A 19,829-nucleotide genomic window follows, 5' to 3' on the forward strand; every position below is an offset into this window, starting at 1 on the left:
AACCGAGTGCCTTTAGCCGAACGCATGCGCCCTGCTAAGTTAACCGACTTAGTTGGGCAGAGCCATTTGGTAGGAACCAACGGCATCATCCGCAAAGCCATTGAAACGAGCAACGTGCCTTCCATGATTTTGTGGGGACCGCCTGGAGTGGGCAAAACCACCATCGCCAATATTATTGCCAATGAAGTAAAGCGACCTTTTCATATTTTAAGTGCTGTGAGCGCGGGCGTGAAAGATGTTCGGGAGATTATTGAAAAAGCAAAATATACCACTCGTGCAATTTTATTTATCGATGAAATTCACCGTTTCAATAAATCACAGCAAGACGCACTGCTTGGTGCGGTGGAAAAAGGAACGATTACCTTGATTGGCGCCACCACCGAAAACCCTTCCTTTGAAGTCAACTCCGCTTTGCTTTCGCGATGTCAAGTGTATGTGCTCAAGCCGCTTACCAATGATGAACTCATTCAACTAGCACAACACGCCATTCTGCAAGACAATGATTTGAAAAATCGCTCCATTGAAATAAGAGAACGGCAGGCCCTGATTAATATTTCAGGGGGCGATGCGCGCAAACTTCTCAACTTAATTGATTTGATTGCCGAAGCGACTGTTGGTGATGTGGTCATTACCGATGAGTTGGTGATGAACGTAGCACAAAAACACATTGCCATCTATGACAAAAGTGGTGAGCAACATTACGATATCATTTCCGCCTTTATCAAATCCATCCGCGGCAGCGACCCCAATGCAGCGGTTTATTATTTGGCCCGAATGATTGAAGGGGGTGAAGATGTCAAATTCATTGCCCGCAGAATGGTGATATTGGCCAGCGAAGACATTGGTAACGCCAACCCAACGGCATTGGTGATGGCCACCAGTGCTTTTCAAGCCGTCAATGTAATTGGGTATCCCGAAGCAAGGATTATACTTTCGCAGTGCGCAACGTACTTGGCGAGTTCGCCCAAAAGCAACGCCAGCTACGTAGCGATTGATAATGCTTTAAAAGCGGTAAACGATTTAGGTGATTTGCCTGTTCCGTTATCTGTGCGTAACTCGCCCACCAATCTGATGAAAGACTTGGGTTATGGAAAGGATTATCAATATGCCCACAGTTTTGAAAATAACTTTGTGAATATGGAATTTCTACCCGAACAGATTAAAGGCACTACGTTTTACAACCCCGGTAATAATCCGCGCGAAAATGAGTTACGGAACTATTTGAAGAATTTGTGGAAGGAGAAGTATGGATACTAATTTGAAAATGAGTCAATTTGAAAATTCTGCCATTAAACCAATAACCTGAAACCAGCAACCAGCAACCAGCAACTACGAAACGTGCAACGCCTACAATTTGAACATTCGCCATTATTTATCCTTCTCTGCTTGGCCGTTGGGGTGGGCTATGCCTTTGTTTTGTACCAATCGAAAAGTCCGTGGAGCAAAAGAGCAAATCAAGTATTGTTTGGGTTGCGGGCAGGATTGGTGACGCTTCTTTGCTTTTTGTTGATTGGCCCCATCTTAAAACTCATCACCAATCAAGTTGAAAAACCTTCGTATGTTTTCTTGATTGATAATTCTAAATCCATTTCAGAAATACTAGACTCCACCCGGTTAATAAAAATAAAATCGGATTTAGAACAAGCGGCCGATGCATTGAAACAACAAGGCTTCGAGGTGAAGTGGAAAAGTTTAAGCAATCAATCAGAGAGTTTTTTGTTCAATCAATCGCAATCTGATTTAACATCTGCTTTGCGCGAAACGCTGGCCGACTATGAAGGAAAGAATCTATCGGGCATCACCTTGGTTTCAGATGGGCTTTATAACTCGGGCACTTCACCTTTATACACACCCCTGTCCGTGGCCGTCAATACGGTTGGCATTGGCGATACTACCGCGCGAGCTGATTTGATTCTGAAGAATGTGGAGTACAATAAAATTGCTTATCAAGGAAATAAATTTCCGATTCGTGCCGAAGTTTTAATCCAAAACCTACCCAATCAAAATATTTCAATCCGAATTCTAAAAAATGGAAAAGTAATAGAGCAACAGACCAAAAATTCCGAAACAAAAACCGTACTCGCCATTGATTTTCTATTAGAAGCTTCGGAAAAAGGAATGCAGCGATTAGAGGTGGTGGTCGATGCCCTCTCAACAGAATCCAATCTTAAAAACAATCGTGTCAGCATTTTTGTAGAGGTGGCGGAAGGGAAAAAGAAAGTGCTGCTGGTAGCTCCCTCGCCTCATCCGGATATCAAAGCGATCCGAGCGGTGGTCGACAAAAATTCAAACTATGAATTTATTTTGCACATACCGGGCGTGGCCGAAGCCGAAGCAGCCATGCTAAAACCCACGGCTGTTGAGCTTGCCATTTTTTACCAAGCAGTTGATGTGTTTGGCAAGACCACCTCCCTCCTACAACAATTTTTAAAAAGCAAAACCTCTGTTTGGATAATATTGGGCAACCAATCGAACCTGCGGCAGCTGAGCGCGAATACGGTGCCATTGGCTTTTGATAACTTGGGTCAGACCGATGAAGTAACTCCCATTATCAATCAATCCTTTCGCGACTTTAGCTTTCAAGAAAACAGCAATGGAATTTTTGCTCGTTATCCGCCAGCCGAAGTGCCGTTTGGTAAATTTTCCTTCCCCTCCACTGCCAACATACTGCTGTACCAGCGCATTGGCAGCGTGGCTACCGACCGACCATTGTTGTTTACCTGGATAGATGAAAACCGAAAACTGGCCGCCTTGGTAGGAGAAGGCATTTGGAAATGGCGGCTGCACGAATTTAGTACCACCGAAAAAACAGAAATGTTTGACGATGTGTTTTTGAAACTGATTCAGTACCTCAGCACACAAGAGGACAAGCGCAAATTCAGATGCTTTCCTGTTCAAAATGAATTTTTAGAGTCTCAATCGGTAACACTAGAAAGTCAGGTGTACAATGATTTGTACGAAACCATCTACGGAAACAAAATCGAAATCGAATTAAAAGACGAAACCGGAAACACTACTCGTTATGATTACGTAACCAGTCCGGGGGGAGTGCGCTACCAAATTGGGGGATTGAAAGAAGGTGTGTATCAATACAAAGCCTCTACCCAAATCAACAATCAACGCGAAGAAGTGCGTGGACAATTTTTGGTCACGGCCGCTACTCTTGAAGAACAAAACCTAACAGCCGATTTTGGTTTACTGCGAAAACTGTCTCAAGCCAACGAAGGTAAATTCTACCAAGCTAACAACCTTGCTGCCCTTAACAATGACTTTCAAAAACTGGAAGCCAAAAGCCTCATCCACTCCGATGAGTCATTCAACCCACTCATCAACCTCAAATGGTTTTTCTTTTTACTGTTGTTGGTAGTGAGCGGAGAGTGGTTTTTGAGGAAGTATTGGGGTGGGTATTGATTTCTCTACATTTGATAATATGCTATCTTTGTTTAAGCAGTTAGATAATTATTTATGGAAAGAATTGTAATAGAAGTATCACCCAACGTTGCCCGCGCTTGGCGAAGTGCATCAGATAGCAAACGAAAAATGCTGGGCAATGAAGTAAGTGTGCGCATTGGTAAAGAACTTTTGAACGGGTCGAAAGAAGAGTACATTCAATACATCCGTGAGTTGCAACAAACAATGAAAGAGCAAGGCCTTACTCAAGAATTGCTCAATGAAATCTTGAACGAAGATGAAGATTGACAAAGTCTTCGTATTCGATACTAATTCAATAGTTAGCGCCCACCTTATCGCTGGTTCTGTAAGTGACCAGGCTTTCCAAAAGGCATTGCGATTAGGCGCAATTGCTATTTCAGAAACAACCATGATTGAACTTGTGGACGTATTGTACCGCAAAAAGTTTGACAAATATTTTAACGAGGAACAAGCCCGTGAAAAACTCATCCAAAAAATAGAAGAGTATGCGGTAACTTTTTCTCCTAGTGAAAAAATCACAGTCAGCATTGACCCAGACGATAACATGTTTTTGGAACTTGATGTTGCCTCTCAAGCTTCGTGCATTATTTCAGGTGACCCTCATTTGCACGCTCTCAATCCCTTCAGAGAAATTCCAATTTTATCTGCATCTGATTTCTTGAAGGTATTTTGATGAGGCTAATTTACACTCCCTTCGCCACCTCATCCCAATTCACCACATTCCACCAATTGGCCACATACTCGTTGCGCTTGTTTTGGTATTTCAAATAATAGGCATGCTCCCACACATCCAAAGCTAAAACAGGCGCACCTTTTAGTTCGCTTAAATCCATCAACGGATTGTCTTGATTGGGTGTAGAACCAATTTTTAATTTTCCACCATCGTTTACCAACCAAGCCCAGCCCGAACCAAAGCGTTTCATGGCGGCATCCGTAAACTGCTCTTTAAATTTATCAAACGAGCCAAACGCGCCATTGATGGCATCGGCCACTTTGCCAGTGGGTGCTCCTCCTCCATTTGGTTTCATCGCATTCCAAAAAAAGTTGTGGTTGTAAACCCCACCACCATTGTTGCGTGCCTTAGCCGATAGCTTGGAAACGTTCGCAAAAAAATCTTTTTCAGTTTCAAAAGTAATTTTGTCGGCACCAATGGCTTCGCTCACATTTTTTACATACGCAGCGTGGTGCTTGCTGTAATGAATCTCCATGGTCATGGCATCAATGGAGGGCTCGAGTGCGTTGTAGGCATACGGCAACTTCACTTGTGCAAACTGAACAGGCGTTAATGCGAATAGCTCCTTTGGATTAATCGAGCTAACAACAGCACCTACGGCTGTTACCTTCAACGCGTCTTTTACAAACTTTCTCCTAGTGGTTTTCATAATTCAATATTTTAGATTCGATTTTAGATTTCTGATTTTCACTGCTATTCCAACGGGTTGCTTGAGTCCTGAAGTTTAGGTCTTTTCACTTCTCCATTTAGTGGCCTAATTTACCTAAAAATTTGATTAGCTTGCATAAACCAAAAACCATACCGTATAATATGGCAGACGTACTGTACGATGAAGCGCCTTCTTTAGATTTAGCAGACTTCACAGGAAATAATCCTGACAAGAAGAAAAAATTTGTGCACGACCTTGGCACCGCTTATAACAATATTGGTTTTGTAGCAATTCGAAATCATTATCTGACAGACGATTTATCTTCAAAGCTTTACGACCTCATTAAAAAGTTTTTCGCCCTGCCCGATGCCGTAAAACAACAATATGAAATAGCCGGATTAGCAGGGCAGCGTGGCTATATCGGCAAAGGAAAAGAACACGCTAAAGGCCGCAACACGGGCGACCTAAAAGAATTTTATCACGTAGGGCAAGAGGTAAAAGACAACGACCCGATCAAAAGTGAATATCCAGATAACATTTGGCCAACAGAGCTTCCCGAGTTTGAAAGCATCGCACTTGAAGTATATCAGCGATTGGAAAAAACAGGTATGCAAATGCTCAAGGCTATTGCCTTGTATTTGAACATGCCCGAAGACTACTTCGACAAAAAAGTTAAGCATGGCAACAGCATCCTTCGCCCCATTCATTACTTCCCCATCGAAAACCCAGAGGCAGTACCAGCCGATGCCGTGCGCGCAGCCGAGCATGGAGACATCAACCTTATTACATTGTTGATGGGCGCCAGTGCCGATGGATTACAAGTGTTAAGACGGGACAACAAGTGGATACCCATCACTGCCTTACCCGAACAATTAGTGGTAAATGTAGGCGACATGCTAGAACGATTGACCAATAAAAAATTAAAGTCAACTATTCACCGAGTGGTCAATCCGCCCCGCGAGCAGATGAACAAACCGCGCTACTCCATTCCATTCTTCATGCACCCACGCTCCGAAATGAGTTTGGCCGCATTGTCCAGCTGTGTAGACCCAGAAAACCCAAAGCAATGGGAAGACATTACAGCAGGAGAATTTTTAAATCAGCGTTTACGCGAAATTGGTTTAAAGAAATAGAGGTGAAAAACTAAGCCTTGACGCACCCTGTCAATTATATTGCTTTCCTGAAAGATGTCTTCGTACTTTCTATCTCTAGTTTTGGAGGACCTCAAGCACATTTGGCACACTTTCAAAAAATGCTGGCGCAAAAGCGGCAGTATGTAACCGAAGCAGAACTAATTGAACTAAATGCTCTTTGTCAAGTTTTGCCCGGCCCCACCTCTACGCAAACACTTTCTGCTGTTGGCTACAAATTAGGTGGCCCCAACTTGGCTTACTTGACTTTGTTGATTTGGATGTTGCCTTCTGTCACTATCATGACGGTGGCAGGCTTGCTCATTGGCAGTTTCGATTCGAAACAAGTATTTGCCTTCACTAGGTTCATTCAACCCATGGCAGTAGGATTGGTAGCGTATGCCGCCTATACCATGGGTCTAAAAGCGATTGCCCGATTTCGAGCAGTGTTGATTATGCTGGGTGCAGGATTGATATCATTCTATATCAAAACACCTTTTGTGTTTCCCATTGTATTGTTGATTGCAGGGGTAATAACAGCCTTCAACTATAAAGTATATCCGCGCGAAGAGAAAAAAAAATTTGAAGTGCCTTGGGCAAATTTCTTTTTATGGATTGGGGTTTTGATACTGGCCGCCATTTTAGGTAGTTTAACAAAAAACACACCTTCCTTTCTTCCTGTCCGTTTATTTGAAAACTTCTATCGAAATGGAAGTTTGATTTTTGGAGGGGGCCAAGTGCTGACTCCTTTGTTGCACACAGAGTTTGTACAATTTGCCAAACCTACTATCGAAGGCATCCGTGAGCCTTACTTAACCAACCAAGAATTTCTTTCGGGATATGCACTCGCACAATCATTGCCAGGCCCGGTGTTCTCGTTTAGTTCGTATGTGGGAGCTCTGGCCATGCATAGTCGAGGGTTTGGTATGGGAAGCCAAGTGCTAGGCGGAGTGATGGCTGCCATTGGAATTTTTCTCCCTGGCACATTCCTAATTTTCTTTATGTTTCGGATTTGGGAGAGCTTAAAAAAATTTAGACCAATTCGCGCTTCACTCGAAGGAATCAATGCCGCTAGTGTTGGGCTGGTGACCGCTGCTGCCTTCACGCTTTTTCAGCCACTCGAAGGTTCTTTCTTAAATTATTCATTTATGATTGCCACATTCCTATTGGTTGCGTTCACCAAAATCCCTTCGTGGGCAGTAATAGCTTCAGGTCTGATTTTAGGGTTTCTTCTTTAGGAAAAGCAAATGACTAAAAAAAATCCCCACCCGATTGGGGTGAGGATTCTGAAAATACTTCTAGATTATTTCTTATCCCAACTTAAAGATGATAGGCAATGTATAGCGTTGCTTCACAGCCTTACCTCTTTGCTTACCAGGGTTCCAAGAGGGTGAGCTTTGTACCACACGAATGGCCTCCTCATCACAACCGGCACCAATACCTTTAATCACTTTCACATCACTAATGGCGCCATCTTTACCAATCACAAACTGAACGAATACTTTTCCTTCCACACCCATGCGCCTGGCTTGAGCGGGATATTTCATTTTATCGCTTACCATTTTATAGAAGGCCGACATACCACCTTTGGGGGTAGCCGTTTCTTCCACCACAGTAAAGATTTCATCAACTTCTTCCTTTACCTCCTCGACTACTGTCACAGCTTCTACCTTGGTATCTTCTGTAACCTCTACGTCAAATTTGATGTTAAGGTCTTCTTTGATTTCTTGTTCATCGGGCACCTCCACAATTTGGGGTTGCTGAATAACCGGTGCGGGTGGAGGTGGTTGTTCGGTGGGTGGCACTTCCAACATTTCTTCCATTACGTTGGTACGGGCACCTTGTAAAAGGTCTAATTTTTCTTCGTAGGTGCGGTGTTCAAACGACCTTTCTGCAACTATTAGTGTAAAGGTCAAACCTATACTAAAAAATAGGCCTGTTTTGTTGGTCAAATCTGCTTTTTCTGACTTCTTGGCTTCCATATTGATAAGGTTAGGATTTCAAATATAGCAATACAATCCTAATCCAATAAAGGAGTCACAGAAATGGTCAATTTTTTTTTGATTTTTTTGCAAAATCTTAAAAAAACAGACCTAAAATCTCAAATAAAAGCGGTTAAGCCTAAAAAGCGAACACAATCGGAACGATGCAACGCTGACGAACGGGCTTGCCGCGCTGCTTGCCGGGTGTCCAATTGGGGGCTTTTTGCATCACTCGCACAGCTTCTTCATCACAGCCGGCACCAATGCCACGCAACACCTTCACTTCGCTAATCGAGCCATCTTTGCCTACTACAAACTGCACCAATACTTTGCCCTCCACTCCGGTTCTTCTGGCCACGGCAGGGTAACGTACGTTGTCTTTTAGATATTGATAAAAAGAATTGATGCCACCGATGGGTGCGGCAGCCTCTTCCACGATGGTGAAAATCTCATCTGTCTCTTCTGCGGCAGCTTCGGTTACGGTTACGGTTACGGGCAAATCCACACGGGGTGCTTCCACATCAAACTCTAGGTTCAATGTTTCGTTCACCTCTACTTCATCGGGCACTTCAATAATCTGAGGTTGCTGAATAACCGGGGCAGGTGGTTGCGCTTGTTCGGTGGGCGGCACATCAAGTAACTCTTCAAAATTATTACCACTCTTGTTTTCAGCAATGTTTATTTGCTGGTCCACAGTTTTCCACTCAAAGGCAGTTGAGGCTAACCCCAACGAGGCGAATAAACCAATTCCAAAAAACAGACCGCGCTTATTCGATACGTCAGCCTTTACACTTTTCTTTGCTTCCACAACTTTTCAATTTTAATATTCAATTGAAGTTGTTTACGGCAAGTGTGCGTAAAAAGTTGGAATTAAAAATTTATATATTGAAAAGGAAACTTATTACTTACGGCTTCCGTAGAAGAGCGTGAAGTATGCTGTGGGAAAAATCGCTTGATTGGTAGCGGTGGGCATCAGAATTACTTCTTTGAAGTAAGCATCCACCAAAATACCTACTTCAAATCCTGTTACCTGCGATTTCACTAACCCTAGTTCAAAATTTATCCCGAATTTTAGATTGGCACCCATTTGGATTTTCGATTTGCCCAGGCCTTCAAACAAGTAACCTGTTCCATAAATCTTATCAATGGTATGGTTAGGATTGTTAGGGTCATACTGCTCGTGCACGGTATTAAAAAAACTATTGTCAACAGATCGCTCAATAAAATAAGGAGCTACAATTCCTAAAGAGGGGCCACCGGCAACTACTGCTTTTATCTCAACTCCTTGCTGTGGTGCTTTGGTAAACAAAACAAAATCCCTTCCGTACTGAAATCGGAAAGCATACAAATAGTTGGTTTTGCCATAGATGAAAAAATTACCAGTAGATCCTGATTGAATCCGTACTTCTTGTGGATTTTTCACGTTCATGATTTCCAGGCCAAAAGTCTCAAACTGATTTGGCCGGATGCGTCTTGCTTTTTTGAACGTAAACCCTCCTATTAAACCACCAGCCGAATTCTTGTTTATGCCCCAAGTAAATTCAGAATTGTATTCATAGCTGTCTTGGGTTTGGGCCCATGCGCCCAAACTTATCATGGTGAGACCCGTCAGTAATAAAATTCTTGAATGCGTGTACATCTTTGAATTAAAGTATCCCAAATTTACGTTAATTAGCCAAACGAAAAAGACCTAAGTAAAGTTTAAAAAGTTATGAAGTGGCTGTAAAAAAAGCCCTTTCAATATAATTTGAGCGTTATTTCGGTTCAGGACATACAACCCTAAAATTAAACTACAATACTTATGAATTCTATCATGGCAACAGCCGAATATCTTGGTCAGTTACGCACCCAGGCCACCCATTTGCGCTCTGGGAACACCGTGATAACCGATGCCCCCACCGACAATATGGGCAAAGGCGAGGCGTTTAGCCCTACCGATTTGGTATGTGCTGCCCTTAGCAGTTGCATGATGACCATTATGGGCCAAGTGGCCGAGCGGGAGGCCATCGACCTAAAGGGATTGAAAACGGAGATTGTGAAAATGATGTCTAGCAACCCACGAAAGATTGCAGAAATTGAAATCACTTTTTCGCATCCGCATTTGGTAGCTACCGACATTCAAAAACAAAAATTGATGAATGCCGCCCGCACTTGCCCGGTGGCATTGAGCCTAAGTGAGCATCTTAAGCAAACGGTAATCTTTAATTTTTAGCGTGAAGGCCTGCCAACTGATTTTTGATAGTGGTGTAGTCAATATCAAAATGTGAGCGATCAAATACCGACTTGCCTTTTTGAATAATCAATACTTGAGGTGACTGATGCTCTACACCAAACAATTGCGCAATCTCGTTGGAGATAGAGCGATAGGTAAGTAAATCTAAATAGTAAGCCTTCGTTCCCTTCATTTCTTCTTCATGCCAGTTGCGTTCCAATCGGTTTAACGAGGTTTTGCTGATTGAACAGGTAGTGCTGTGTTTAAAAAGCAACACAGGTTGTTGATTCGATTGTTCTTTTATTTCTACCAGTTGATCGCTAGTGGTTAAGGGAATCCAGTTCATGCTACTTCGCTAGGTAAATTCATAATTAAACTAATCGTATAAATCTTTCCACAATTCTTTCTCTTTCTTATCGTAGCGAGGCCTGCGTACTTTTTCCTTTACCGCCTCGGTTTGATTGTCGCTCTTCTTAAAGAGCTTTGCCCACCACAACTTCACATTCATAAAAATAGTTCGTTCGCCTTTCACATTGTCGCGATGGCCGTGAGCAAATTTTGCATCGGGGTGTAATCCTTTGCCCCGTGGCTTGCTCATCTTCAAGTTCCCTTGATAGTTATTAATTTTAGCATAGGCCCGGCCGGGTGCAATTACTTTCAACGCGTCTTTATCACTCTTGGGATTGTGCCTATAATTGCGTGTCAATCGAGCTCGACCTTGAAAGGTGTTGCCCTTGCTAAATGTTTGGTTAGGTTTGCGTACATCTAAGGCCGATTTATTGCTGCTTGGGTTATGTTTGTAGCTCCAAAGTATTTTCATTCGGCCTTCATATTCGCTGGCTTTTACTGAAGCACTGCTCGGGCCAATACCCTTTAACATTCCGTCCTTGGCATTTGGCTTTTTGATATACTTTCCTTGTTTCACTTTTATTTGCAAGCCTTCCACTGCAAACACGTCATCATCCGGCTCCTTTTTCTTTAGTGAGTTTTTATTGGCCTTCGGATTTTGAACATATTTATAATCACGCTTTACCTTTACTTGTAAGCCCTCTGCTGCAAACGTATCATCGTTGGGTTCGCGTTTCTTTAAAGAGTTATTATTGGCCTTTGGATTTTGAACATATTTATAATCGCGCTTTACCTTTACTTGTAAGCCCTCTGCTGCAAACGTATCATCGTTGGGTTCGCGTTTCTTTAAAGAGTTTCTATTGGCTTTTGGATTTTGTACAAAAAGATAGTCGCGCTTAACTGGCAATATCAAATCCTTTTCGGCCAAAATGGTACTAGCAGGCTTTTTCTTTTTAAGTGCTAACTTGCTTGCGCGCAGATTTTTAATGTAGCCATATTCCATCTTTATCTTTCCAGAATAATTCGTGATTTTAGTATCTCGCGCCAGCGGTGCTCGTGAAGCGATGGGTTTCTCTTTGTTGTTCCAAAGTTTTCCGCTCACGCTGCCTCCACCTTTCTTTGGTTTTATTGATTTTATGAAACCTGTAAATTCTTCGCCCTGATCGCGCATGCGCGGATAGGCATTTTGTATTCGGATATTGCCAGAATATGTGCCCCCACCGCGTGCACCAGCACCGGGGGTCCGAACACTCAGCGGATTTCCATTATTGTTCTGCGGTTGTCCGCTGATACTGCCACCACCTTTTAAAGGGCGTTTCGTTTTTGTAAAGCCTGTAAATTCTTCTCCCTGATCGCGAAAAGTATGCTTCGCATTTTTTAAACGAATGTTTCCAGTATAGTTTCCCGTGCGTGCTGCAGAACCCGGTGGCACTTTGACACCAATGGAATTTCCGTTGTTGTTCCATCGCTTGCCACTGATGCTTCCGCCTCCCTTCAACTGTCGTATTGATCTGGTAAACCCTGTAAATTCTTCTCCTTGATCACGAAAAATATGCTTCGCGTTTCTTAACCGAATGTTTCCGGTATAGTTTCCCGTGCGTGCCGCAAAACCCGGAGGCACTTTGGCACCAATGGAATTTCCATTGTTGTTCCATCGCCTGCCGTTGATGCTGCCACCCGGAAGCGGCCCATTGGCACGACCACGATTGCCACTAACAGAAAATTTTCGTGGAAAAATAAACTGGCCTGGATTTTCTGTTTTTCTTCCTGAAGAAGTTCTTCTAAGTGATCTACCAGATACATCTCCGCGCCAAGCGCGTTCCCCACGTTTGGTTGCACTGGCATAGCCACTTTTGAAAGTCCCTCGATATGGCCGATCTCGCCCTTTCAATTTTTTTGGCTTGTAGGGGCGAGGGCCTGCTTCAAACACCATAGGTGGAGATTTGAAGTTTCGTGTGCGTAGTTCCCTACCAGCAATATCTTTGGTGTAAGGCTTTTCACCTTTTCTGAATTTTCCCCAATACACATTTTTCTTGCCGCGCGTAACAAAGGAGCGCGAAGCAGACCGCGGTGCACTTCTGCTTTTTCGAGGTGGAGAAAATACGCGCTCGCCAGAGCGAGAAACAACTTGCGGTGTGGAATTGCGGTAAGGTGCTTTGGAAAAAGAGCGCTCACCACTGCGCGGCTTACGAGAATTGTTATTTACATAGGGGCCACTATTGGGGTATACGTTATTTCGTGCCGCACGAGCGGTGGAAGACTGAATGCGCCTAGGGGAAACAGGCCTTCCAGGTTTATCGCCTTTACGTTTTTTTCCATAGTAAGTGGCAGGTGGCTGTTCGATGGCCGGCATAGCCGAAGATTTGTTTTTGGTGCGAAGTCTCCGACCCGATATATCTCGTGTATTTGACTTAACTACTTTTTCCTTCTTGGGTTTTGATTTTTGAATTTGCTTGGGGAGTGCGCGGGCAGGCTTATCACCCTTGGTATTTTGGCCAAAAGTAAGGTTGGCCACTGCCATCAACAGCAATGCCAATAACGCAATTTTGAATGATTTTGGAATGCCCACCAATTCTTTGTTAATAAAACCCTCTTTGGTTTACTTTAAACAGGCTAAGTTAGCAAAATATTGTGATTGATTTGGTCAGCTATGAATTTTCAAGAATTCCAAAAATCCTTAACGGACAATGAACCTAGCGGCAACTTTAGCCCTTTGCTAGTAGCCTTATGGCACGATGGCAGAGGGGATTGGAAAAGCAGCCACAATATTGTTCAAGACATTGAAACAAAAGAAGCAGCTTGGGTTCACGCGTATCTTCACAGAAAAGAAGGTGACGATGCAAATGCTCGATATTGGTATGCCCGCGCAGGCAAAAAGTTCCCGAAGTTTGATTTAAAGCAAGAGTGGAGAGAGATTGTAGACGAGTTGCTCAATCAATAGCACGCCAGATTTTAATGCATCTCCTTTCAGGTCATCGAGATAACTGGCATTTCCGCAAATTTGTTGATATCATTTGATGGATTGCGAATCCCAGAAATGATTTTTATAAAAAAAAACTTACTAAACTAAACCTTAGTGTCTTTGAATACGTAATATTGATATAATATCATTTTAATATCACTTATATGAGCAACGAAAAAAGCTATTCACCTATCTCTGGCTACTTAATTTTTTTGATCATTATTACTTTGCTAGCGATTTGTCTTGCTGGAGTAATTTTTTTGAAAAGCCCGGTTTTTATTTTCTTAGTGCTACCTGTCATTTTTTTGATGCCCGGTTTCTTCTTTTTAAATCCGAATAGCTCAATGGTATTGGTCTTGTTTGGTGATTATCGAGGGACAGTTAAATCAAGCGGTTTCTTTTGGGTAAACCCTTTGTTTAGCCGAAAAAGTATTTCGCTAAGGGCGCGAAATTTTGATAGTGAAAAGATTAAGGTGAATGATAAAGTGGGTAACCCTATCCAAATCGGGGTGATTTTGGTTTGGCAGGTGAAGGATACTTACAAGGCGGCCTTTGAAGTGGACAACTACGAGAATTTTGTTCGCATTCAAAGCGATGCCGCAGTTCGTACCCTTGCAGGAATGTATCCTTACGATAACTTCGATAACGATTCGGAAATGACGTTGCGTTCGGGTCATGCTGAAGTAAATGCAGCATTAGAGGAAACATTACGTAACCGACTCGATATTGCTGGTATTTATGTGATTGAAGCGCGTATTGGCTATTTGGCTTACGCTCCAGAGATTGCTGGAGCAATGCTGCGAAGGCAACAAGCTACTGCAGTGGTTGCGGCACGATTCAAAATAGTAGAAGGAGCAGTTAGCATGGTGCAAATGGCATTGGCACATTTGACAGAACAAAACGTTATTGAACTTGATGAGGAGAAAAAAGCAGCAATGGTTAGCAACTTAATGGTGGTACTTTGTGCTGACAAAGATGTAAATCCGGTCATCAACACCGGAACATTAAATCAGTGAAGTTAAGATATGGCTCAAAAAAAACCATTTGTTCTACGCTTAGATCCCGAGATATTAAAGGCTGTGGAGAAATGGGCAGGCGATGAATTTCGAAGCACCAATGGACAATTGGAATGGATTATCAGCAAAGTATTGAAAGAGCAGGGAAGGCTGAAGAGTAAGTGAATAAGCTACTAAATTGTTAGTCTTAGAATTGCAATAACTCCTCAATCTTTCCCTTCAACCTACCCTTCGCCAAAAAATTATTCTCCAAAGTTGGTGCAAACGGAATGGCGGTATCCAAACTTGCCACGCGCATCACGGGTGCATCAAGGTATCGAAAACAATGCTCTGTAATCAAAGCAGAAATTTCCGCTCCAATTCCTCCAGTCAGCGTATCTTCATGTAGCACCAAAACACGCCCCGTTTTTTTTACGGTTTGTTCAACGGCATCTTTGTCCCATGGCAACAGTGTGCGCAAATCCAATACATCGGCATTTACTTCGGGCATGGTTTGCAAAATTTCTTTTGCCCAATGTACACCCATACCATACGTAATAATTGAAACATCGCTTCCTTCACTCACTAATTTCGCCTTGCCTATTTCTACCGTGTAGTAATCGTCCGGTATTTCCTCTTTTACCGAGCGGTACAACACTTTATGCTCAAAATATAAATACGGATTGGGGTCTTCCAATGCTGCACATAACAAACCTTTCGCATCGTAGGGATTGGAAGGGTACACAATTTTTAAACCAGGTGTATGAAAAAACCATGCCTCGTTGCTTTGCGAATGAAACGGCCCCGCAGCCGTGCCTGCACCTGTAGGCATACGAACCACCACATCGGCTGCTTGGCCCCAGCGCCAATGGATTTTAGCAAGGTTGTTCACTATCTGATTAAAGCCTTCCGTTACAAAATCGGCAAACTGCATCTCCACCATCGCCTTCATGCCTTTGATGGATAAGCCCAAGCCAGACCCCACAATGGCCGCTTCACAGAGCGGTGTGTTACGCACACGCTCCTTACCAAATTTCTCTACAAAACCATCTGTGATTTTAAAAACACCACCGTACTCCGCTATATCTTGACCCATCAACACTAAGTTATTATGCTTCTCCATGCTCTGGCGGAGACCGTCACTAATGGCATCGATAAATCGTTTCTCTGATTTCTTTTCATTTGTTGGTGAAACCACAACTTGTTGATGAGGTGCATACACATCATTCAATTCCAATTCGGTATTGGCTATCGGATGTGTTTCCTCAAACGCTACTGCCAACCCATCTTCAATTTCTTTTTTTATTTTCTTTCGAAGGCCGTCAATCCATTTTTGGTCAAGGACTTTTTCACCAATCAAGTACTTTTCAAAATTTTCAACAGGATCCTTTTTCGCCCACTCTTCCATCAATTTTTTAGGAACGTATTTCGTTCCACTAGCTTCTTCATGGCCACGCATACGGAAGGTCATACACTCCAATAAAATCGGTCTGGGTTTTTTGCGCAAACTCTCCGCTAGATTTTTTACGGTATCATATACTTCCAGCACATTGTTGCCATCTACTTGCACTCCTTCAATACCGTAGCCAATCGCTTTGTCAATAAATTGTTTGCACCGAAATTGTTCGCTGCTGGGCGTACTCAATCCGTAGCCGTTATTTTCAATCACAAAAATCACCGGTAAGTCCCACACGGCAGCCACGTTTACCGACTCATGAAAATCGCCTTGACTGGTGCCACCATCGCCATTGAAAACAACCGTTACTTTATTTTCCTTTTTCAATTTGGTGGCCAGTGCAATTCCATCGGCCACACCGTTTTGAGGACCTAGGTGGGAAATCATGCCCACAATATGGTGCTCGTTTGTGCCGAAGTGAAAAGAGCGGTCACGACCTTTGGTATAGCCCATCATGGTTCCTTGCCATTGTGCAAACAGTCTGTCAAATGGCATCTCTCTACCGGTAAACACACCAAGATTTCGGTGCATGGGTAAAATGTATTCGTCTCTATCAAGGGCTGCGGTAATCCCCACTGAAATGGCTTCTTGCCCAATGCCGCTGAACCATTTGCTGATTTTGTTTTGGCGAAGAAGAATCAACATCTTCTCTTCAATCATGCGCGGTTTGAGCAGAGCGCTGTATAATTTTTGAAGGGTTTCGTCAGTGTATTTTTTGCGGGAGAATTTCATAGAAATAGAAAATCAAAGGTAGTAGATTCTTAAAAGCAATCTAATTACAATCCACATTGAAATATGTAAAAATGAATTAAGCGACTGCCTTCTCCCTCACCATCTCCGCATCCGGCCTGCTTTCATCCGTTAACGCCACTTTACCACGTTCATTGCGCGTAATGCGCGAGTAAAGGGAAATGTTTTTATCGAACAAGAAACGGAAAAACAATTTTGTCCAAGATTGATGAGACTGGAGCGAATCGTAATAAGGAGCGGCTCTTTGTTTTAACTGGGGGAGTTTATTCCACGGCACGCTGGGGAAATCGTGATGCTCGTTATGAAAACCAACATTAAAGGCCAAAGCGTTCATCGGGCCATAATAGCTGTATGTTTCCTGATTTTCGTCAAGTGTCAAATAATGTTCTTGTATCCACCTCGCCCCTAGCGGATGCAAACCCACTGAGAAGAAGAAGCTAATGAGCATAAATACCAACGCTTGGATCCCAAAGAAATATACAATGGCCACATCAAAGACAATTTGCGCAATCCAGTTGGTAACAATCCAGCCATCCACTGGTTTAATTTCCTTTAACCGAAACGTGCGGAACACTTGAAAAAACGGATAGAGCAAAAGCCAAAATGCTTTGCCGATGGTGGAATTATTAAATAATCTCGCTTCCCAAAAATCGGGTAAATCGGCATCCAACTCATGTACGCCTTGAAAAGAGTGGTGCTTAATATGATAACGCTCGAAAGAAATAGCCGAAGGAAAAACATGAGGCATATTGGCTACGATAGCAGCAATTCTGTTCAGCGATTTGTTTTTGAAAAGCAAGTGATGAGAGCATTCATGAATCATGACAAACAACGCATGATTAAAAAAAGCACCTACCAGATAGGCAACTAATACCATCATCCACCAAGCACTGTCTTTTAACAAATATGACATCACCACCATACCACTCACCAATCCAAGAATCGCCAACAGCGTTAATGGATTCTTTCCCATAAGTTGTTTCACTTCAGGGTGCGATTTTAAAATTTTGGCAGTGCGAATACGGTGCGGCTCGGGGCTGTTGGAAAAATGAAATTGCTGAGTCATAGGTCAATAAATATAAGGTCACAAAAGTAACGATTTTACTGAAGCAATCCTTTGTTTGGCTTGTTTGGAGTACAAGGCCCGATTACGCACACGAATCACCTCTGGAAAAGGTGTCACACTCTTTTAAGTAGCGGAAACTGTTTAAGAGTAAATTCTTTGAATACTAGCTCATTAAACAAAGTAAAACTTAGCACTTCTCTAATGAGGCCACAATCATTCGGGGCTTACCTTCTAAATCTGGAAAATAACTTACCGAATCATAACCATGTAATTCAAATAATTCAACCGTTTGCTTGACTAGGAGCGGATTTATCTCAGCCACAATTTTCCCAAAGGGCTTTAGCCACTTCTTACCTTGAGTGGCTAATGCGCTATAAAAAATTAACGGTTCATTATCAGATACGAACAAAGCTAGTGCAGGCTCATAGACAAGAACATTTTCATGCATGATAGAGCGTTCTTTTTCCATTATATAGGGAGGATTGCTTACTATGTAATCCAATGGCTCAAGGCTTACTTCAGAATTCAAAAAATCATCTTGAATAAATTCCACATCAGCGTTTAATCTATTGGCATTTCTTATGGCCACTTCGAGGGCGATATTACTGACATCAAGAGCAATAACCATAGCCTGTGGAGCTTCAAGTTTTATTGAAATAGAAATACAACCACTGCCTGTTCCAACATCCAAAACCCTAGAGCCTTCGTTTAATTTTTGTTGGATTATATAATCAACAATCATTTCAGTTTCTGGCCTGGGTATTAAAACAGAAGAATTTAGCTCAAAAAAATGATTCCTAAACCATGCTTGATTGGTAATATATTGAATGGGTTCATGCCGATTAATTCGATGAATGACATCTGTAATTTCAATTTTTGCAATTTCAATGTCCGGATTTTGCATGATGGCTTCACGCGTTAAGTTCAGTTTGCTTTCAAAAAAAAAGTATAGAATGGCAATCGCTTCCTCGCGATCAGAAAGGGATATTTGGCTTAGGAGTTCGTTGAAAGCATCCTTTGCTTTAGTCATGTAGAAATGGATCTTTGCAATGTTAAGAAAACAGAATGACACAACAAGAGGTTTTTATGGCTCGTGCACTTGAACTTGCCAAGCTGGGTGCTGGATTGGTGAGCCCAAACCCACTTGTTGGTTGTGTCATTGTTCATGAAGGAAAAATCGTAGGCGAAGGTTGGCACAAGAAGTATGGTGAAAATCACGCTGAAGTAAATGCGATTAAATCAATTAAAGATCAATCTATTTTAAATCAATGCGATTTATATGTAAATCTTGAGCCGTGCAATCACTATGGCAAAACACCACCGTGCGCAGATCTCATCATTGAAAAAAAAATCAAGCGAGTTGTTATCTCCAATCTCGACTCAAACAAAAACGTGAGAGGCAATGGGGCAAAAAAACTGAAAGATTCTGGTATTGATGTGATTTCTGGGGTACTGGAGAGACAAGGAAAAGAATTAAATAGGTTTTTTTTTACAGCCACTCAAAAAAATAGACCCTATATAATTCTAAAATGGGCTGAAACAACTGATGGTTTCATGGCTCGTGAAAATTTTGATTCAAAGTGGATCAGCAATATTTACGCCCGTCAATTTGTTCACAAGCTAAGAAGCGAGATTGATGCCATTCTCGTTGGCAGAAAAACCGCAGTCGTTGACAATCCTGAATTAACCACTCGGCATTGGTCTGGTGGAAGTCCTATAAGGGTAGTTCTAGATCGAAATCTTAAATTGAATGATTCCTTAAGATTACTTGATACTAATCATCCAACATTGGTTTTTAACAACTTAAGAGATTCAGATAAAAACAATGTGTCATTTATAAAACTTAACGAACATAATTTCATGGAAGAATTACTTCAAAATTTGGTTCAAAAAAAATGCAATTCATTGTTGGTTGAAGGAGGGAGTTCAACGCTAGATGGTTTTATTAATGCCAATCTATGGGATGAAGTGAATTTAATTAAATCAACACAAAAATTTGGATCTGGAATTAAATCGCCAGAACTAACTGCCAACCAAACTATGAAAGATGGATTTATATTAGATGATAGCGTGTCTATTTTACATCCACGCGCATAAAAAAAAGCCCCGTTTTT

20 protein-coding genes are annotated in these 19,829 nt (G+C 42.2%); 11 read left to right on the top strand and 9 right to left on the bottom strand.

Annotated elements, in window-relative coordinates:
- The first annotated feature begins 24 nt into the window (after positions 1-24).
- From KA713_12550 to KA713_12565, 4 genes are all read left to right on the top strand, one after another.
- Complete coding sequence (locus KA713_12550) at positions 25-1,257, top strand: replication-associated recombination protein A (protein ID UXE69116.1); 1,233 nt, start codon at positions 25-27, stop codon at positions 1,255-1,257.
- Between the two features lie 81 nt (positions 1,258-1,338).
- Entirely contained in the window at positions 1,339-3,411 is a 2,073-nt protein-coding gene (locus tag KA713_12555; protein UXE65318.1) for a VWA domain-containing protein, read from the top strand.
- A gap of 54 nt (positions 3,412-3,465) precedes the next feature.
- Positions 3,466-3,699, top strand: coding sequence for a hypothetical protein (locus tag KA713_12560; GenBank protein ID UXE65319.1), 234 nt, complete (start codon positions 3,466-3,468; stop codon positions 3,697-3,699).
- Entirely contained in the window at positions 3,689-4,105 is a 417-nt protein-coding gene (locus tag KA713_12565) for a putative toxin-antitoxin system toxin component, PIN family (protein ID UXE65320.1), read from the top strand. The genes KA713_12560 and KA713_12565 overlap by 11 nt, the downstream gene beginning before the upstream one ends.
- A 10-nt stretch (positions 4,106-4,115) precedes the next feature.
- On the opposite strand, the gene KA713_12570 is transcribed toward KA713_12565, so the two are convergent.
- Positions 4,116-4,814, bottom strand: a complete 699-nt coding sequence (locus KA713_12570) for a superoxide dismutase (GenBank protein UXE65321.1) — start codon at positions 4,812-4,814, stop codon at positions 4,116-4,118.
- Between the two features lie 161 nt (positions 4,815-4,975).
- Here KA713_12570 and KA713_12575 point away from each other — a divergent pair, with 161 nt between their 5' ends.
- Both KA713_12575 and chrA read left to right on the top strand, forming a co-directional pair.
- Positions 4,976-5,947: an isopenicillin N synthase family oxygenase gene (locus KA713_12575; protein UXE65322.1), complete on the top strand. Its 972-nt coding sequence runs from the start codon at positions 4,976-4,978 to the stop codon at positions 5,945-5,947.
- A 17-nt stretch (positions 5,948-5,964) separates the two neighbouring features.
- A complete protein-coding gene (gene chrA, locus KA713_12580) occupies positions 5,965-7,182 on the top strand; it encodes a chromate efflux transporter (GenBank protein UXE65323.1) in 1,218 nt (405 codons plus the stop codon).
- A 72-nt stretch (positions 7,183-7,254) separates the two neighbouring features.
- Here chrA and KA713_12585 read toward each other — a convergent pair whose 3' ends face one another.
- From KA713_12585 to KA713_12595, 3 genes are all read right to left on the bottom strand, one after another.
- Complete coding sequence (locus KA713_12585; GenBank protein UXE65324.1) at positions 7,255-7,926, bottom strand: TonB family protein; 672 nt, start codon at positions 7,924-7,926, stop codon at positions 7,255-7,257.
- 139 nt (positions 7,927-8,065) lie between these two features.
- Entirely contained in the window at positions 8,066-8,734 is a 669-nt protein-coding gene (locus KA713_12590; GenBank protein UXE65325.1) for an energy transducer TonB, read from the bottom strand.
- 93 nt (positions 8,735-8,827) lie between these two features.
- Positions 8,828-9,523, bottom strand: coding sequence for a hypothetical protein (locus tag KA713_12595; GenBank protein ID UXE69117.1), 696 nt, complete (start codon positions 9,521-9,523; stop codon positions 8,828-8,830).
- Between the two features lie 216 nt (positions 9,524-9,739).
- Between KA713_12595 and KA713_12600 the strand changes: the two genes are divergently transcribed.
- A complete protein-coding gene (locus KA713_12600; protein UXE69118.1) occupies positions 9,740-10,138 on the top strand; it encodes an OsmC family protein in 399 nt (132 codons plus the stop codon).
- On the opposite strand, the gene ytxJ is transcribed toward KA713_12600, so the two are convergent.
- Together ytxJ and KA713_12610 are read right to left on the bottom strand one after the other, a co-directional pair.
- The gene (gene ytxJ / locus KA713_12605; protein UXE65326.1) at positions 10,128-10,484 is read right to left on the bottom strand and encodes a bacillithiol system redox-active protein YtxJ; all 357 of its coding nucleotides are present in this window, start codon (positions 10,482-10,484) and stop codon (positions 10,128-10,130) included. The two genes, KA713_12600 and ytxJ, sit on opposite strands and share 11 nt — an antisense overlap.
- Before the next feature lie 30 nt (positions 10,485-10,514).
- Positions 10,515-13,055 carry a hypothetical protein gene (locus KA713_12610; GenBank protein ID UXE65327.1) on the bottom strand — a complete coding sequence of 847 codons (2,541 nt, stop codon included), beginning with the start codon at positions 13,053-13,055 and terminating at the stop codon, positions 10,515-10,517.
- Between the two features lie 81 nt (positions 13,056-13,136).
- Here KA713_12610 and KA713_12615 point away from each other — a divergent pair, with 81 nt between their 5' ends.
- The 3 genes from KA713_12615 (at position 13,137) to KA713_12625 (ending at position 14,629) form a co-directional block, all read left to right on the top strand.
- Positions 13,137-13,427 carry a hypothetical protein gene (locus tag KA713_12615; GenBank protein ID UXE65328.1) on the top strand — a complete coding sequence of 97 codons (291 nt, stop codon included), beginning with the start codon at positions 13,137-13,139 and terminating at the stop codon, positions 13,425-13,427.
- Between the two features lie 185 nt (positions 13,428-13,612).
- A complete protein-coding gene (locus KA713_12620; protein UXE65329.1) occupies positions 13,613-14,464 on the top strand; it encodes an SPFH domain-containing protein in 852 nt (283 codons plus the stop codon).
- A 9-nt stretch (positions 14,465-14,473) separates the two neighbouring features.
- Positions 14,474-14,629: an Arc family DNA binding domain-containing protein gene (locus KA713_12625; protein ID UXE65330.1), complete on the top strand. Its 156-nt coding sequence runs from the start codon at positions 14,474-14,476 to the stop codon at positions 14,627-14,629.
- A gap of 22 nt (positions 14,630-14,651) precedes the next feature.
- Here the strand turns inward: KA713_12625 and KA713_12630 are convergent, their stop codons facing one another.
- The 3 genes from KA713_12630 to prmC all read right to left on the bottom strand — a co-directional run bounded on the left by KA713_12630 (position 14,652) and on the right by prmC (position 18,745).
- Positions 14,652-16,631 (bottom strand): dehydrogenase E1 component subunit alpha/beta, encoded by a 1,980-nt coding sequence (locus KA713_12630; protein ID UXE65331.1) that lies wholly within the window; start codon positions 16,629-16,631, stop codon positions 14,652-14,654.
- A 76-nt stretch (positions 16,632-16,707) separates the two neighbouring features.
- Positions 16,708-17,715 carry a fatty acid desaturase gene (locus tag KA713_12635; GenBank protein ID UXE65332.1) on the bottom strand — a complete coding sequence of 336 codons (1,008 nt, stop codon included), beginning with the start codon at positions 17,713-17,715 and terminating at the stop codon, positions 16,708-16,710.
- Positions 17,716-17,902: 187 nt separating this feature from the next.
- On the bottom strand, positions 17,903-18,745 hold the full coding sequence (prmC, locus tag KA713_12640) for a peptide chain release factor N(5)-glutamine methyltransferase (GenBank protein ID UXE65333.1): 843 nt from the start codon (positions 18,743-18,745) through the stop codon (positions 17,903-17,905).
- A gap of 35 nt (positions 18,746-18,780) precedes the next feature.
- Between prmC and ribD the strand changes: the two genes are divergently transcribed.
- Complete coding sequence (gene ribD, locus KA713_12645) at positions 18,781-19,812, top strand: bifunctional diaminohydroxyphosphoribosylaminopyrimidine deaminase/5-amino-6-(5-phosphoribosylamino)uracil reductase RibD (protein UXE65334.1); 1,032 nt, start codon at positions 18,781-18,783, stop codon at positions 19,810-19,812.
- Positions 19,813-19,829: the final 17 nt, after the last annotated feature.

The organism is Chryseotalea sp. WA131a (genome assembly GCA_025370075.1).
GTDB lineage: Bacteria > Bacteroidota > Bacteroidia > Cytophagales > Cyclobacteriaceae > ELB16-189.